The following is a 14,311-nucleotide window of genomic DNA, read 5'->3' as shown; positions in this document are numbered from 1 at the left end:
TCTCAGGTGAGAGATGAGTGATCCAGAAGTGCCGGAGTCGCCGTACAAGCCCGAGAGCTTGCTGCCGCAGGACGGCGTCGGGGTGCCGGACGCGTTCATGCGGCTGTGGACGCCGCACCGGATGGCGTATATCGAAGGGGAGAACAAGCCGACCAGTTCGGAGGCCGGGTCCGGCTGCCCGTTCTGCCGGCTCCCCGGGCTGCCGGACGCCGAGGCGCTGATCGTGCACCGCGGCGAGTCGGCGTACGCCGTCCTGAACCTGTACCCGTACAACCCGGGTCACCTGATGGTCGTGCCCTACCGGCACGTCGCCGACTACACCGAGCTGACCGACCAGGAGGTTGTCGACGTCGCCGCCCTGACCCGGCAGGCGATGCAGGCCGTGCGGACCGTTTCCGGCGCGCACGGCTTCAACATCGGCATGAACCAGGGCGACATCGCCGGCGCCGGCATCGCCGCCCACCTGCACCAGCACGTGGTGCCGCGCTGGTCCGGCGACATGAACTTCATGCCGGTGATCGGCGGCACCAAGGTCCTCCCGCAACTGCTCTCCGACACCCGGGCACTGCTGGCGAAGTCCTGGCCGTGATCAGTCCCCGGCGAGCAGCGGTTCGCCGAACCCGGCCCACCGGAAGTAGACCGGGTCCTTGAACGTCGCGGGCACCTTGCCGAGGCCCCGGACGGTCGTCGCCGGACCGTCGGCGTGTCCAACGGAGTACAGGTAGCCGTTGCCGGTGTCCCGGTCGATGCCGAGCAGGATCGTTCCGGTCCCGCACGGCGCCGCGACCAGGGTCTCGAACACCTGCCAGGTCGACGTACGGACCGGCTTCACCTCCGTCCGCAGAGGCTGCCCGCGGACGGCGGAGAACCGCACGGTGGTCAGCACCCCGTCGCTGCGCGACATGAGGAAGGTGTCGTACGTCGCCGTCTGGCTGATCTGCGCGATCCCCTTGGTGCTCGGGAAGTTCCCGAGTACGCCGTCGTAGTGGTAGTACTGCCGGCCCTCGACGGTCTCGATGCTCCGGCGTTCCATGGTGCCGTTGTTGTTGAGCGACCAGGCCGTGTCCCGCAGCCCGAACCCGGTGAGGTCGTAGCTGCGGTAGTTCTGCCAGCCCGGCCCGATCCGCGTGAGGTACTTCTCCAGCAGCGCACCGCCGCCGGCCGGCGTCCGGTACGAGACGTTGTACAGGACGGAGCCCAGTACCGCGTTCCCGATGTGCAGCTCCGACCCTTCTCCCATGCCGTACCGGAGTTGTGAGCTGAGCCTGGCCTGCCCCGGCGGGTAGACGCCCTTCGCGACGATCTTGTCGGTGACCTTCGTGACCGGCGCCGTCGCGGTGAACGTCTGCATCCGGTGATCCCCGGCGGCCGTCACCGAACCGACCGAGATCCTGCACGGCGCCGTCGTCCCGCTCTGCTCCGCCGTCGCCGTACCCGGCGTGAGCAGTCCCGTGGTGAGTACTCCGGCGGCCATCAGCCCGCCGTACCCGAGAAACCTGCGCATTCTCCACCACCCCCATTGATGATCGATGATGGTTGGATGCCGGTCTGGACCGGAAAGTTGTCAGCGCAGGAACAACGGGAGCATGGGGTCGACCAACGTCGTCAGCGCGTCGAGGCCGACCGGCTGCGGCGGGTTGGTCAGGCCGGTGACCCGGACGACGCGGCGGCCCTGGCGGAAGACGAGTTCGGCGGACTGCGGAAGGTAGTAGCCCGGGTCGCCGAGTGGGGCGAACGCCGGTGGCGGGATCTGCTGGGCTTCCGGGATCGTCTTCTGGCCGAAGGCCTCGACGATCGACACCGTGGCGTCGCGGGTGCCCCAGATGCAGGTCAGCGCGCCCTTGATCCGGTAGTCGCGCCGCAGTTCCACCTGCTTCCGGACGAACCGCTCGGCGGCCGAGTTCGACAGCTGGCAGGTCTCGTCGACCTGTCGCGCGGCCCGCAGACTCCGCGGTACGGCGTCCCGCGCGGCCTCGGCGATCGCGACGGCCGTGGCGCGGTTGATCCCGTTCGGCGTACCGAGGTCGATGCCGCCGGCGGGTGTGACCCGAACTGCGTGGCCGCCGGCGTGGAAGACCAGGCGGGACTCGCCGATCAGGGCCTCCGGTCCGAGTTCGGGCAGCGAGTCGACCGCGCCGGCGTCGCGCATCAGCCGGACGAGCGAGTCCGGGCGGCTCGGCAGGGCGCTGACGCCGATCGTGACCGGGCGTCCGTCGACGAGCAGCGCGCACAGGTCCATCGAGGGGAGGCCGCCGTCGTTCCACGCGTTCGGCTTCGCGGTGACGGGGTGTTCCAGGCGGGTGCTGAGGGTTCGGGTGATCGCCGTACAGACCTGTGGTCCAGGTGCTCCCGCCGTACCGTCGAGGCCCTCGGGTTGTGGGGGAGCGACCGCGGTCGGGAGGACGGCGGTGGGCTGGACGGGAGCGGGCGCGGTGCCGTTGGCGCGCTGGGCGACCGCGCAACCGCTGGTCAGCAGCAGGAAGACGAGCGCACCGGACAGTTGACGTCGCATGTGGTCACCTCCTCCAGACCCCAGCATCGCCCCTCGAAGGCTCGGTCGCAGGCCGAAAGTCGTGCCTCGTCACCGGACGGTGACCCTGGTGAACTACGATCGCGCTGCCATGCTTAACAGATTCCGGCAGTTCTGGACCAAGGTGATCACGCCGATCGCCACCCTCCTGCTCAAGCTCGGTGTGAGCGCCGACATGGTCACGCTCGTCGGCACCATCGGGGTGTCCGCCGGTGCGCTGATCTTCTTCCCGCGCGGGCAGCTGTGGATCGGCGTCCTGGTGATCACGCTGTTCGTGTTCTCCGACCTGATCGACGGCTACATGGCCCGGACCTCGGGAACGTCCTCGAAGTGGGGCTCGTTCCTGGACTCGACGCTGGACCGGATCGCCGACGGCGCGATCTACGGCGGCCTCGTGATGTACTACGCGAACTCGAAGGCCGGCGACTCCACGCTGATGGCCGCCGTGACGCTGTGGGCGCTGGTGATGGGCGCGGTCACGTCGTACGCGCGGGCCAAGGCGGAGAGCCTCGGCCTGAAGGCGAGCGGCGGTCTGGCCGAGCGCGCCGACCGGCTGGTGTTCACGCTGATCCTGGCGTTCTTCTCGGATCTGTTCGACCTGCCGATCCTGCTCGAGATCGTGATCTGGTACGTCGCGGTGGCGAGCACGATCACGGTGATCCAGCGCTCGCTCTCGGTCCGCAAGCAGGTCATGTCCGACCCGGCGAAGAACGACCTCGAGTCCTGATGGAGGCCGCCCGGCAGCGGGCCGTCGACCTGGCGTTCGCACTCGCCTGGACCCTGGTACGGCGGCTCCCCGAGCGGACGGTGACCTGGCTGTTCACGAAGGCGGCCGACCGCACCTACGCCCGGAACGGCCGCGGCGTACGGCGCCTGCGCGGCAACCTGGCCGCCGTCCGCCCGGACGCCACCGACGCCGAGCTGGACGCGCTGACGCAGGCCGGGATGCGCTCGTACCTGCGCTACTGGCAGGAGGCGTTCCGGCTGCCGGAGTGGTCCGCGGACGAGATCGTCGGCCGGGTCCGGACGGTGAACGAGAAGCTGCTGCGGGACGCGTACGCCGCCGGGCAGGGCGTCATCTGCGCGCTGCCGCACCTGGCGAACTACGACCACGCGGGCGCCTGGGCCGGGCTGACCGGGATGCCGGTGTCGACGGTCGCGGAGCGGTTGCAGCCGGAGTCGCTGTTCGACCGCTTCATCGCGTACCGCAAGCAGCTCGGCATGGAGGTGCTGCCGCTGACCGGCGGCGACGAGGACGTGACCGGCGTACTCGCGGACCGGCTGCGGGCGGGTGGGTTCGTCTGCCTGGTCGCCGACCGGGACCTGTCCGAGCGCGGCGTACCCGTGACGTTCTTCGGCCGCCCGTCGCGGATGCCGGTCGGTCCGGCCGCGCTGAGCCTGAAGACGGGCGCCCCGCTGATCCCGGCGACCCTGCACTACGACGGTCCCGACCTGGTGATCACGTTCCACGACACGATCGAGCCCGGCAGCGCCGCCGAGATGACCCAGCGCTGCGCGGACGCCTTCGCCCAAGGTATCGCCGAGCACCCGAGCGACTGGCACATGCTGCAGCGCATCTTCCTCGACCGGTAACAATCTAAGGGTGAGGATCGGCATCGTCTGCCCGTACTCGCTGGGCACGCCCGGCGGGGTGCAGAACCATGTCCGGGACCTCGCCGAGGCGCTGCTCGCGATCGGCCACGACGTGTCGGTGCTGGCCCCGGTCGACCACGCCGACGACGCCGCGCCGTACGTCGTCTCGTCCGGCCGCGCGGTCGGCGTGCCGTACAACGGGTCGGTGGCCCGGGTGACGTTCGGTCCGCGGACGGCGGCCCGGGTGAAGAGCTGGCTCGCCGACGGGAACTTCGACGTCGTGCACGTCCACGAGCCGACCACGCCGAGTGCTTCGATCATCGCGCTGTGGTCCGCGGACGGGCCGTTCGTGGCGACGTTCCACACCTGGCAGGTACGGTCCCGGGCGATGAGCGTCGCGTCCAGCCTGCTGCGTCCGGCGCTGGAGAAGATCGACGCGCGGATCGCGGTCTCGGAGAACGCCCGGTCGATGATGGTGCAGCACATCGGCGGCGAGGCCGTGGTGATCCCGAACGGCCTCTACACGGCCCGCTTCAAGGGCAGTCCGCGGGCAGAGTGGATGGGCGCGGACGGCACGGTCACCTTCCTCGGGCGGCTGGACGAGCACCGGAAGGGCCTCGGCGTGCTGCTGGACGCCGTACCGCTGCTGCTGGCCGAGCGGCCGCGGCTGAAGATCCTGGTCGCCGGGTCGGGGCAGGCGGACGAGGCGCGGCGTTCGCTGCCGGCGCGGTACCGGGACAACGTGCTGTTCCTCGGCGCGATCGACGACGAGGCGCGCGCGGACATGCTGGCCGGGACGGACGTGTACGTCGCTCCGCACCTCGGCGGCGAAAGCTTCGGGATCGTGCTGCTGGAGGCGATGGCGGCCGGCGCGCCGGTCCTGGCGAGCGACCTGGCCGCGTTCCGTCAGGTCCTCGACGGCGGCGCACTGGGGGAGCTGTTCGAGCCGGGCAACGTCGCCGAACTCGCGGCCCGTGCGCTCCGGCTGCTCCGCCGTCCCGAGGAACGCGAGCAGCTCCGCTCCGCGGGCCTGGCCGCCGTACCGCGCTACGACTGGTCGGTGCTGCTCCCGGAGCTGCTGTCGGTGTACGAGCTGGTCGCTAGATGAGCTTCTCGTGCACGGCCTTGATCTCGTCCAGGTCGCCGGACTCCGGCTTCCACGGCAGCACCATCGGGTCGTCCGGATAGCGCGGGATCACGTGCAGGTGGGTGTGGAACACGCTCTGCCAGGCGTCGGCGCCGATACAGCTCAGCAGGTTCGCGCCGGTCGCGCCGTCGAGGCGGTCGATCACCCGGCCGACCAGGGACTGGGCGAGCAGTGTGGCCGCGGTCAGGTCCTCGGGCGCGGCCTCCCGCAGGTCGGTCGAGTGCACCCGCGGAACCACCAGCAGATGCCCCGGCGTCGCCGGCGCGATGTCCATGAACGCGATCGCCCGCTCCGTCTCCGCCACCCGCGTCGAGGGAATGCTTCCGGCCACGATCCCGCAGAAGATGCAGTTCTCGCTCATCCGCACAGGCTATACACTGCGCGAGCCGAACCTGCCCAGTACTAGGAGCCCGATGCCGGACGATCTCCTGCGCCCGACTGTCGGCGCCGGCGTGGACATGTCGGCGCGGCCCTGGCGGCTGATGTCGCAGACGTACGTCGCGTTCTTCGGCGGCGTGCTCGCATCGACGGTGGTCGCGTACCTGAACGCGGGCCGGCTCGGTGTGGACGTGGCGAAGCGCCGGCTGATCCTGCTGTCCGGGGTCGTCGGGCTGCTCGTGGTGGTCGCAGTGTTCCTGCTGCTGTACGCCGACTCCGGCGTCACGTCGGGGCTCCGGGTCGGGATCCGGGTGGTCGCGGTGGTGTGCTGCATGGCGCAGATCCGGCTGCAGCGGCCGATGGACCGGGCGTTCCAGTTGCGTGGGGCGGAGTACGGTTCGCTGTGGGGCGTGGGGATCGCGGCGACGATCGGTGGCGCGGTCGCCGAGGCATTGATTCTCCTTCTGGTGACGGTGGTCCTGTGAACGATCCAACTGAATCCCGACTGCAGATGGCCGCGCACTGGCTGCGGATCGCCCGCCCGGAGCGTGTGCTCGACGAGCTGCAGGGCCTGTCCGGCGACGCGGCTGTCGACTACCGCGCATACCTGTTCCGCGGCGCGGCCCTGCATGCGCTCGAGCGGAACGCCGAGGCGATCGAGGTACTGCGGGACGGACTGGCGCAGCACGGGCCGTTCCCGGCGATGCTGCACGTGCTCGGGTCGTCGCTGCGGTCGGAGGGCCGGCTGCCCGAGGCGGAGGCGGCGTTCCTGCAGGGCCTGAGCCTCGACCCGAACGACCCGGACCTGCTGATCGGCTACGCGCACGTGTGCCTCGCGGCCGGGCAGGCCGAGAAGGCGGGCGCGCTGGTCGAGCGGGCCGCGTCACACGCGCCGGAGAGCGTGGCGGTGTCGGCGGCCCGGGCGCAGGTGGCGTTCGCGCTCGGCAAGGACCGCGACATGCACCGGCACAGCGCCGAGGCGCTCGCCTACGACCCGGAAGACCCGAACGCCCGCGCCCTGCACGGGACGGCGTCGATGCTGACGGGCGACTCGCGTGCCGGGTACGACTCGCTCCGCTCGGCCGCGGCCGCGCAGCCGGGCGACCCGGATCTGCGCGCGGCCGCCCGGGAGGCGAAGCTGTTCAACCACCCGCTGATGCTGCCGCTGCGGCCGTTCGCCCGGCTGAACCCGCTGGTCGTCTGGGTCGGCGCGGTCGCGGTGATCTACGGGCTCCGCGCCGTCGGTCTGGCCCCGCTGTCGTTCGCGTTCGCGATGATCTGGCTCGCGTTCTGCGTCTACTCCTGGGTCGTCCCACCACTCGTCCGCCGCTGGCTCAACCGGAAGTGGGGATCATGAGCAACGACCGGATCGACGCACTGCGCAAGGCCGTCGAGGCCAACCCCGACGACGTGCTGCTGCGGCTGGTGCTGGCGGAGTCGCTGAGCGGCGCGGGCGCGACCGAGGAGGCGCTCGACCAGTACGTCGTACTCCTGGACCAGCAGGGGCTTCCCGACGACCAGTTCGTCCCGGTGGGGGAGCTGGCCGCGGCGAACGGGCGGCTCGCGCTGCTGCGGAACCTGCTCGAGGCGGCCCGCCAGCGCGGCGTCGTCGAGGGCACCGGACGGCTGCAGCAGCTCGTCGACGGGATGATCGCCGAGCGCAGCGGCGTCCGGATCAAGGTCGGCCCCGAGGCGGAGGCGTCGTCCGAGCAGGAGCTGGTGAAGGAGACCACCACCTTCGACCAGGTCGGTGGCATGGACGACATCAAGCGGGTGATCCACCGGATGGTGATCCTCCCGCAGAGCCGCCCGGAGCTGTACGAGAAGTACGGGCGGAAGTCCGGCGGCGGCGTGATGCTCTACGGCCCGCCCGGCTGCGGCAAGACGCTGCTGGCGCGGGCGACCGCGGGGGAGTGCGGGCTGCCGTTCGTCAACGTCCGGATCGAGGACGTGATGGACCCGTACCTCGGCGTCTCCGAGCGGAACCTGCACGAGGCGTTCGAACGCGCCCGGGCGAACGGGCCGTGCGTACTGTTCCTCGACGAGCTGGACGCGCTGGCCTTCGCGCGGCACAAGCACGACGGGTCCGAGGCACGGCGGCTGGTCGACGTACTGCTGCAGGAGCTGGACGCGATCGGCTCCGAGAACGACGGCCTGCTGGTGCTGGCGGCCAGCAACGCCCCGTGGGACGTGGACGAGGCGATGCTCCGGCCGGGACGGTTCGACCGGGTGATCTTCGTCCCGCCGCCGGACGAGCCCGCGCGCGCCGACATCCTCGGCGTACTCACGAAGGACGTCCCGGCCGACGGGCTCGACCTGAAGGCGCTCGCCGCGCAGACGCCGATGTTCAGCGGCGCGGACCTGCGGGCGCTGATCGAACGCGGCGTCGACAAGGTGATCGACGAGGCGCTGTCCACCGGTGGCGAGCCGCCGCTCGGCATGCAGCACCTGACCGACGCGCTCACCGCGGTCAAGCCGTCGACGCTCGACTGGCTGCACCGGGTCCGCTCATACATCGAGTTCGCCAACCAGAGCGAGCGGTACGACGACGTGGCGGCGTACCTGAAGTCGCGCGACGTACGCCGCCGCCTCAACAAACCGTGATCACTTGAGCTTGGACACCGCCGACTCCGGCATCGCCTCGTAGCGGGAGAACTCGCGGCTGAACGACGCCGCGCCGTGCGACAGCGAGCGCAGGTCGATCGTGTACCGGGTGATCTCCACCTGCGGTACCTCGGCCTTCACGAGCGTCCGGCTCTCGCCGACCTTGTCGGTGCCGAGCAGCCGCCCGCGACGCCCGGACAGGTCGCTCATCACCGCGCCGACCAGGTCGTCCGGGACCAGCACCGACACCAGGTCGACCGGCTCCAGCATCGACACCCGGGACGCGGCCGCGGCCTCCCGCAGCGCCAGCCCGCCGGCCATCTGGAACGCCATGTCGGACGAGTCGACGCTGTGCGCCTTGCCGTCGGTGAGCGTCACCCGGATGTCGACCATCGGGTACCCGGCCGCGACGCCCTTCTCCATCTGCGCCCGGACGCCCTTCTCCACGCTCGGGATGAACTGCCGCGGCACCGCCCCGCCGACCACCTTGTCGACGAACTCGAACCCGGAGCCCTCCGGCAGCGGCTCGACCTCGATGTCGCAGACCGCGTACTGCCCGTGCCCGCCGGACTGCTTCACATGCCGCCCGTGCCCCTTGGCGGACCCGCCGAACGTCTCCCGCAGCGGAACCCGGAGCTCGACGGTGTCCACGGTCACGCCGTACCGGTTCGCGAGCGCGTCCAGGACGACGTCCGAATGCGCCTCGCCCATGCACCACAGCACGATCTGGTGGGTCTCCGGGTTCTGCTCGATCCGCAGCGTCGGGTCCTCCGCGGCGAGCCGCTGCAGGCCGACGCCGAGCTTGTCCTCGTCGGTCTTGGCGTGCGCCTGGACCGCGATCGGCAGCAGCGGCTCCGGCATCGTCCACGGCTTCAGCAGCAGCGGATCGGCCTTGTCGGACAGCGAGTCGCCGGTCTCCGCGCGGGTCAGCCGGCCGATCGCGCACAGGTCGCCGGCGACCACCTCGCCGGCCGGGCGCTGGGTCTTGCCGAGCGGGAACGACAACGTACCGATCCGCTCGTCCTCGTCGTGGTCCTCGTGCCCGTGCGCGGCCCCGTTGTGGTCGCCGAAGAACGACGTGAAATGGCCCGACACGTGAACCGTCGCGTCGGGCCTGATGGTGCCGGAGAACACCCGCACCAGGCTGACCCTCCCGACGTACGGATCGGACGTCGTCTTCACCACCTCGGCGAGCAGTGGCCCGTCCGGGGCGCAGACCAGGCCCTTGCGGGCCACTCCGTGCGGGGTGAAGGCCTCCGGGATGGTGTGCTCGGGCGGCGACGGGAACCCGCTGGTGATCACCTCGAGCAGCTCGTGGGTACCGATCCCGGACCCGCTGCAGACCGGGATCACCGGGAAGAACGAGCCGCGGGCGACCGCCCGTTCGAGGTCCTCGATCAGTACCTTCTGGTCGATCTCCTCGCCACCCAGGTACCGGTCCATCAGCGACTCGTCCTCGGACTCCTCGATGATGCCCTCGATCAGCGTGCCGCGCAGTTCCTCGACCTGTCCGGCGTACGCCGGGTCCGCCGCGGCCGTACTGCGCCTGCCGTCCGCGTACTCGAAGTACGACTGGGTGAGCAGGCCGATCAGCCCGTCACCGGCCGGCAGATACAGCGGCAGCACCTTGTCGCCGAACGCGGCCTGCGCGGTGGCCAGCGCGTTCTGGTAGTTCGCCCGGGCGTGGTCGAGCTTGGTGATCACCACGGCGCGCGGCATCCCGACCTCCTGGCACTCCTGCCAGACGGTCCGGGTCGGCTCGTCGACGCCCTCGCTGGCCGAGATCACGAACAGCGCGCAGTCCGCGGCCCGCAGCCCGGCGCGCAGCTCGCCGACGAAATCGGCGTACCCGGGGGTGTCGATGAGATTCACCTTCACGCCGTCGTGGGGGAGTGAGGCGAGCGACAGGCCGACCGAGCGCTGCTGCCGGATCTCGGCGTCGTCGAAGTCGCACACGGTGGTTCCGTCGACGACGGTGCCGGGTCTGTTCAGGACTCCGGAGGCCACCAGCAGGGCCTCGACGAGGGTGGTCTTGCCGGCGCCCGACGGGCCGACCAGCACCACGTTGCGGATGGCGGCCGGGCTGTCCGCAGCGGGCGCGGCTCCGGGGCCTTGGGAAGTGTTCGTCTTGTCTGCCATGACGTTCCTCCTGGTCCACCCACGATTCCCCTATCGGACACTTCGCACAAGTGCCGCTCGCCGCGCGGACCCCGCGAATCGATAGGGTCCCGGGTATGCGTAGGGCACTCGGGGTCGTCATCAGCACGTTGTTCGCCGTCCTGGCGATGGCGGGATTCGCCGTGCCGGCGAGCGCGGCGCCGGCGGAGTACGGCGACAAGGTCACGAACTTCACGATCGACTACACCGTCACCACGGACGGCGTCCTGCAGGTCACGGAAACGATCGACTACCAGTTCGCGTCCACCGGCCGGCACGGCATCTACCGGAACCTGGTGACCCGCGAGCCGTACGTCGACGACGACTCGAAGGACCAGGAGTACCAGGTCTCGAACATCAAGGTCTCGTCGACCGACGCGCCGGACGAGTTCAGCACCTCGACCTCCTCGGGCAACAACGGACGGTACGAGACCACCCAGATCAAGATCGGGTCTGCCAGCGAGACAGTGCCGGGGACCGAGGCGACGTACAAGATCACGTACGACGTCCGCGGCGCGCTCCGGCACTTCGCCGACCACAGCGAGCTGTACTGGGACGCGACCGGCAGCGGCTGGGACGCCGACCTGGAGAACGTCCAGGTCAACGTCGACGTCCCGCAGGGCGTCACGAAGGTCGAGTGCTTCACCGGTACGCACGGCTCGAAGCAGAACTGCCCGTCCAGCACGGTCGTCGGCGGGAAGGGCGTCTTCGAGGCGACCAACCTGACGAACGACGACCAGCTCACGATCGTCGCCGGCATCACCGCGGGCGCCGTCCAGAACGACACGCCGATCCTCGTGAAGCCGCCGAGCTGGATGGAACGCAACGGCCTGTCCTGGCTGCAGGTGATCGGTTCCGGCATCGTCACCGTGCTCGCCCTGGTGATCGCCGCTCTGTACGCGAAACTCGGCAACAAGGACCAGCGGTACGCCGGGATGCCGCCGGGCACCTTCCCGCCGGACGGGACCAACGCCGAGCCGGTCAAGAACGACCTCCGCGAGGACCAGCTCCCGGTGGCGTTCGCGCCGCCGAAGATCCCGGTCGCCGAGGGTGGCCTGCTGATCGACGCGAAGGCGACCACGGTGGAGACGGCCGCGACGCTGATCGACATGGCGGTCCGCGGCGGCGTCCGGATCGACAACGACGGCGAGACCCGCAAGGCGGTCCTGCTGAACCCGGCGGCCGCGACCGCCCCGCACGAGCAGGCGCTGATGTCCGGCCTGTTCCCGACCCTGCAGCCGGGCTCCGAGGTGGTGCTGGAGCGCGGCGCGGTCGGCGACAACACGATGCGCGACGCGCACAACGCGATGATCACCGCGCTCCGCGGCCAGGTGAAGGCGCGGAACTGGTACCTGCGGATGCCGCGCGCGGGCGGCGGCTCGCCGTTCAAGAGCGGATTCGGCTGCGCGTGCATGACGATGATCGCGATCTGGGTGTTCGGCGCCGGCATCATGGGCACGGTGGCGAGCGCGGTGACCGGCGGCGCGGGCCGCGCGATCTTCGTCGTGATCCCGGTGGTCGCGGTGGTTGTTGCGGTAGGCACCTGGATCGCGATCCGGGGCCGTGGGCAACGGAACCCGGCGGGCCGGGCGGTCACCGACCAGGTGGCCGGCTTCCAGAAGTACCTGGCCACCGCGGAGGCACAGCAGCTGCGCTTCGAGGAGGGCGAGGACATCTTCTCGAAGTACTTGCCCTGGGCCATCGTCTTCGGCCTGGCCGACCGCTGGCAGAAAGTGTGCGAGCAGCTCGTCGCCGCGGGCCGCATCCCGCAGGACCCGTACTGGTACTCCGGCCCGTCGTACTACACCTCCGGCTGGACCGCCGGCGCCGTCGGCTCCACGGTCGCGCAGAGCTTCGCCGCACCGCCCACGCCCTCCAGCTCCGGCGGAGGCGGCGGCAGCTCGTCCGGCTTCAGCGGCGGCGGCTTCTCCGGCGGTGGTGGCGGTGGTGGCGGTGGCGGCAGTTGGTAGTCGCGACCTCCACTCTCGGTAAGGTCGCGCGCATGCGTCGTGCGCTCGGGGTTGTCGTCAGTCTGCTCGTGGTCGCGATCGCGCTGGCCGGGTACGCCGTTCCCGCGTCGGCCGCGATCGGCGACCGGGTCACGTCGATGGCGATCGCGTACGACGTGTCCGCGGACGGCGTACTGCATGTCACCGAGACGATCGAGTACCACTTCGGCGACTCCGGCCGGCACGGGATCTTCCGCGACCTGGTGACCCGCGAGCCGTCCGTCGACAACCGCTCGAAGGACCAGCGGTACGACGTGTCGAACATCCAGGTGTCCTCGCCGAACGCGCCGGCCGAGTTCTCCACGGCCACGACCAAGTCGAACAAGGCTCGCAATCAGGTCCTGCGGATCAAGATCGGCTCGTCGGACCAGACGGTCTCCGGGCGGGACGCGACGTACAGGATCAGCTACGACGTACGCGGCGCGCTCCGGCACTTCGCCGACCACAGCGAGCTGTACTGGGACGCCACCGGCAACAGCTGGGAGGCGCCGCTCGACCACGTCGTGGTGACGGTGACCGTGCCGCAGGGCGTGACGAAGGTCGCCTGCAACGAAGGCCCGTCCGGCTCGACGGCCAGCTGCGACGAGAAGACGATCGTCGGCGGCAAGGCGACCTTCACGCAGGAGACCGACGTGGTCCGCGGCTCCGAGCTGACGGTTGTCGTAGGCATCAAAGCCGGTGCCGTGAGCAACGACACGCCGATCGTCGTGGACCCGCCGGGCTTCCTCGCCCGGTACGGCGTCAACTGGCCGGCCGCGATCGTCTCCGTCGTACTCACAGTCCTCGCGATCGCGGCGGGCAAGCTCACCGTCCGCCGGCGCCGCGACCTCCGGTACGACGGGATGCCGCCGGGCACCGTCCCGCCCGCGGGCCTGGCCGCGCGGACCGTACCGGACAACCTCGCGGAGAAGGCGATCCCGGTCGCGTTCGCGCCGCCGGAGATCACCGCCGCGGAGGGCGGGCTGCTCGTCGACGGCAAGGTCGACACCACCGAGGTCGCGGCGACGCTGATCGACCTGGCGGTGCGCGGCGCCGTCCGGATCGAGGGCGAGAACGACGCCCAGACCGCCGTCCTCGTGGACGCGCGGCTTGCGACCGCCCCACACGAGAAGGCGCTGCTCAAGGGGTTGTTCCCGAAGCAGCAACCCGGCGGGCAGGTCCGGCTGCTGCGGCCGGCGATCGGCGACACCCGGCCGCAGCGGGCCGCGGAGAGCATGGGCGACGCGCTCTGGAAACAGGCCGCGGACCGGCAGTGGTACGCGCGGCTGCCGCACCGCTCGACGGTGGTCGAGTCCTCCGGGTACGGCTGGGTGCCGCTCGGGTGCGGCGTGTTCCTGGCGGCTCTGGTCGGGTTGATCTCGCTGATCGTCTACGTGATCAAGTTCGGCGCGCCGCCGTGGCTCGGCCCGGCGATCGTGATCGCGCTGCCGGTGCTCGCCGTACTGAACGCGCTCGTCGACCTGATCCTGCAGCAGCGGGGCGGCCGCCGGAACGCGCTCGGTCGCGCGGTGACGGATCAGATCGTCGGGTTCCGGAAGTACCTGAGCACGGCCGAGGCGGACCAGCTGCGGTTCGAGGACGGCGAGGACATCTTCAGCAAATACCTGCCGTGGGCGATCGTGCTGGGCCTGGCGGACCGCTGGCAGCAGGTATGCAAGCAGCTGGTCGACTCCGGCCGGCTTACCCCGGCGCCGTCCTGGTACACCGGCTCCAGCTCGTACTACGACTCCGGCTGGACCGCCGGGAGCATCTCCACGACGGTCTCGAGCACGTTCGCCGAACCCCCGTCACCGTCCACCGGAGGAGGCTCGTCCTCCGGCTTCTCCTCCAGTTCGTCGTCCTCGTCGTCCTCAGGCGGTGGCGGCGGTGGCGGTGGCGGTGGGAGCTGGTAGG

General features: G+C 70.6%; 13 protein-coding genes. 9 read left to right on the top strand and 4 right to left on the bottom strand.

The genetic code is table 11. From position 1 onward, the window contains the following. The first annotated feature begins 13 nt into the window (after positions 1-13). Positions 14-589, top strand: a complete 576-nt coding sequence (locus tag ACXJJ3_RS03475) for an HIT family protein (RefSeq protein WP_458168447.1) — start codon at positions 14-16, stop codon at positions 587-589. On the opposite strand, the gene ACXJJ3_RS03470 is transcribed toward ACXJJ3_RS03475, so the two are convergent. Together ACXJJ3_RS03470 and ACXJJ3_RS03465 are read right to left on the bottom strand one after the other, a co-directional pair. After that, positions 590-1,504, bottom strand: coding sequence for a hypothetical protein (locus ACXJJ3_RS03470; protein ID WP_458168445.1), 915 nt, complete (start codon positions 1,502-1,504; stop codon positions 590-592). Between the two features lie 60 nt (positions 1,505-1,564). Next, positions 1,565-2,512, bottom strand: coding sequence for a hypothetical protein (locus tag ACXJJ3_RS03465; RefSeq protein ID WP_458168444.1), 948 nt, complete (start codon positions 2,510-2,512; stop codon positions 1,565-1,567). 109 nt (positions 2,513-2,621) lie between these two features. On the opposite strand from ACXJJ3_RS03465, the gene pgsA reads away from it, so the two are divergent. Genes pgsA through ACXJJ3_RS03450 form a run of 3 tightly spaced genes read left to right on the top strand, consistent with a single transcriptional unit; the run spans position 2,622 to position 5,231 of the window. Beyond that, positions 2,622-3,257 carry a phosphatidylinositol phosphate synthase gene (gene pgsA / locus ACXJJ3_RS03460; protein ID WP_458168443.1) on the top strand — a complete coding sequence of 212 codons (636 nt, stop codon included), beginning with the start codon at positions 2,622-2,624 and terminating at the stop codon, positions 3,255-3,257. Continuing rightward, positions 3,257-4,123 (top strand): phosphatidylinositol mannoside acyltransferase, encoded by an 867-nt coding sequence (locus ACXJJ3_RS03455; RefSeq protein WP_458168442.1) that lies wholly within the window; start codon positions 3,257-3,259, stop codon positions 4,121-4,123. The genes pgsA and ACXJJ3_RS03455 overlap by 1 nt, the downstream gene beginning before the upstream one ends. A 10-nt stretch (positions 4,124-4,133) precedes the next feature. Continuing rightward, positions 4,134-5,231, top strand: coding sequence for a glycosyltransferase family 4 protein (locus tag ACXJJ3_RS03450; RefSeq protein ID WP_458168440.1), 1,098 nt, complete (start codon positions 4,134-4,136; stop codon positions 5,229-5,231). On the opposite strand, the gene ACXJJ3_RS03445 is transcribed toward ACXJJ3_RS03450, so the two are convergent. Then, entirely contained in the window at positions 5,224-5,631 is a 408-nt protein-coding gene (locus tag ACXJJ3_RS03445) for an HIT family protein (protein ID WP_458168439.1), read from the bottom strand. The genes ACXJJ3_RS03450 and ACXJJ3_RS03445 overlap by 8 nt on opposite strands. Positions 5,632-5,683: 52 nt before the next feature. On the opposite strand from ACXJJ3_RS03445, the gene ACXJJ3_RS03440 reads away from it, so the two are divergent. Genes ACXJJ3_RS03440 through ACXJJ3_RS03430 form a run of 3 tightly spaced genes read left to right on the top strand, consistent with a single transcriptional unit; the run spans position 5,684 to position 8,252 of the window. Beyond that, the gene (locus ACXJJ3_RS03440; protein ID WP_458168438.1) at positions 5,684-6,133 is read left to right on the top strand and encodes a hypothetical protein; all 450 of its coding nucleotides are present in this window, start codon (positions 5,684-5,686) and stop codon (positions 6,131-6,133) included. Beyond that, positions 6,130-7,005, top strand: coding sequence for a tetratricopeptide repeat protein (locus ACXJJ3_RS03435; protein WP_458168437.1), 876 nt, complete (start codon positions 6,130-6,132; stop codon positions 7,003-7,005). Before ACXJJ3_RS03440 ends, ACXJJ3_RS03435 begins: the two co-directional genes overlap by 4 nt. Next, positions 7,002-8,252: a tetratricopeptide repeat protein gene (locus ACXJJ3_RS03430; protein ID WP_458168436.1), complete on the top strand. Its 1,251-nt coding sequence runs from the start codon at positions 7,002-7,004 to the stop codon at positions 8,250-8,252. Before ACXJJ3_RS03435 ends, ACXJJ3_RS03430 begins: the two co-directional genes overlap by 4 nt. Here the strand turns inward: ACXJJ3_RS03430 and ACXJJ3_RS03425 are convergent, their stop codons facing one another. Further along, positions 8,253-10,391, bottom strand: a complete 2,139-nt coding sequence (locus tag ACXJJ3_RS03425) for an elongation factor G-like protein EF-G2 (protein WP_458168434.1) — start codon at positions 10,389-10,391, stop codon at positions 8,253-8,255. Positions 10,392-10,486: 95 nt separating this feature from the next. On the opposite strand from ACXJJ3_RS03425, the gene ACXJJ3_RS03420 reads away from it, so the two are divergent. Together ACXJJ3_RS03420 and ACXJJ3_RS03415 are read left to right on the top strand one after the other, a co-directional pair. Then, positions 10,487-12,379 carry a DUF2207 domain-containing protein gene (locus tag ACXJJ3_RS03420; protein WP_458168432.1) on the top strand — a complete coding sequence of 631 codons (1,893 nt, stop codon included), beginning with the start codon at positions 10,487-10,489 and terminating at the stop codon, positions 12,377-12,379. Positions 12,380-12,411: 32 nt separating this feature from the next. Beyond that, positions 12,412-14,310, top strand: a complete 1,899-nt coding sequence (locus ACXJJ3_RS03415) for a DUF2207 domain-containing protein (protein WP_458168431.1) — start codon at positions 12,412-12,414, stop codon at positions 14,308-14,310. The last annotated feature ends 1 nt before the right edge of the window (position 14,311 follow it).

The sequence above is a fragment of the Kribbella sp. WER1 genome, from assembly GCF_054189145.1.
The sequence above is the reverse complement of the archived record's forward strand: the minus strand, read 5'-3'. Positions and strand labels throughout refer to the sequence as shown.

Excerpts from the sequence above, each read along its gene's own strand:
- ACXJJ3_RS03475 (WP_458168447.1), top strand. The coding sequence starts at position 14 with ATGAGTGATCCAGAAGTGCCGGAGTCGCCGTACAAGCCCGAGAGCTTG.
- ACXJJ3_RS03470 (WP_458168445.1), bottom strand. The coding sequence starts at position 1,504 with ATGCGCAGGTTTCTCGGGTACGGCGGGCTGATGGCCGCCGGAGTACTC.
- ACXJJ3_RS03465 (WP_458168444.1), bottom strand. The coding sequence starts at position 2,512 with ATGCGACGTCAACTGTCCGGTGCGCTCGTCTTCCTGCTGCTGACCAGC.
- pgsA (WP_458168443.1), top strand. The coding sequence starts at position 2,622 with ATGCTTAACAGATTCCGGCAGTTCTGGACCAAGGTGATCACGCCGATC.
- ACXJJ3_RS03455 (WP_458168442.1), top strand. The coding sequence starts at position 3,257 with ATGGAGGCCGCCCGGCAGCGGGCCGTCGACCTGGCGTTCGCACTCGCC.
- ACXJJ3_RS03445 (WP_458168439.1), bottom strand. The coding sequence starts at position 5,631 with ATGAGCGAGAACTGCATCTTCTGCGGGATCGTGGCCGGAAGCATTCCC.
- ACXJJ3_RS03440 (WP_458168438.1), top strand. The coding sequence starts at position 5,684 with ATGCCGGACGATCTCCTGCGCCCGACTGTCGGCGCCGGCGTGGACATG.
- ACXJJ3_RS03430 (WP_458168436.1), top strand. The coding sequence starts at position 7,002 with ATGAGCAACGACCGGATCGACGCACTGCGCAAGGCCGTCGAGGCCAAC.
- ACXJJ3_RS03425 (WP_458168434.1), bottom strand. The coding sequence starts at position 10,391 with ATGGCAGACAAGACGAACACTTCCCAAGGCCCCGGAGCCGCGCCCGCT.
- ACXJJ3_RS03420 (WP_458168432.1), top strand. The coding sequence starts at position 10,487 with ATGCGTAGGGCACTCGGGGTCGTCATCAGCACGTTGTTCGCCGTCCTG.
- ACXJJ3_RS03415 (WP_458168431.1), top strand. The coding sequence starts at position 12,412 with ATGCGTCGTGCGCTCGGGGTTGTCGTCAGTCTGCTCGTGGTCGCGATC.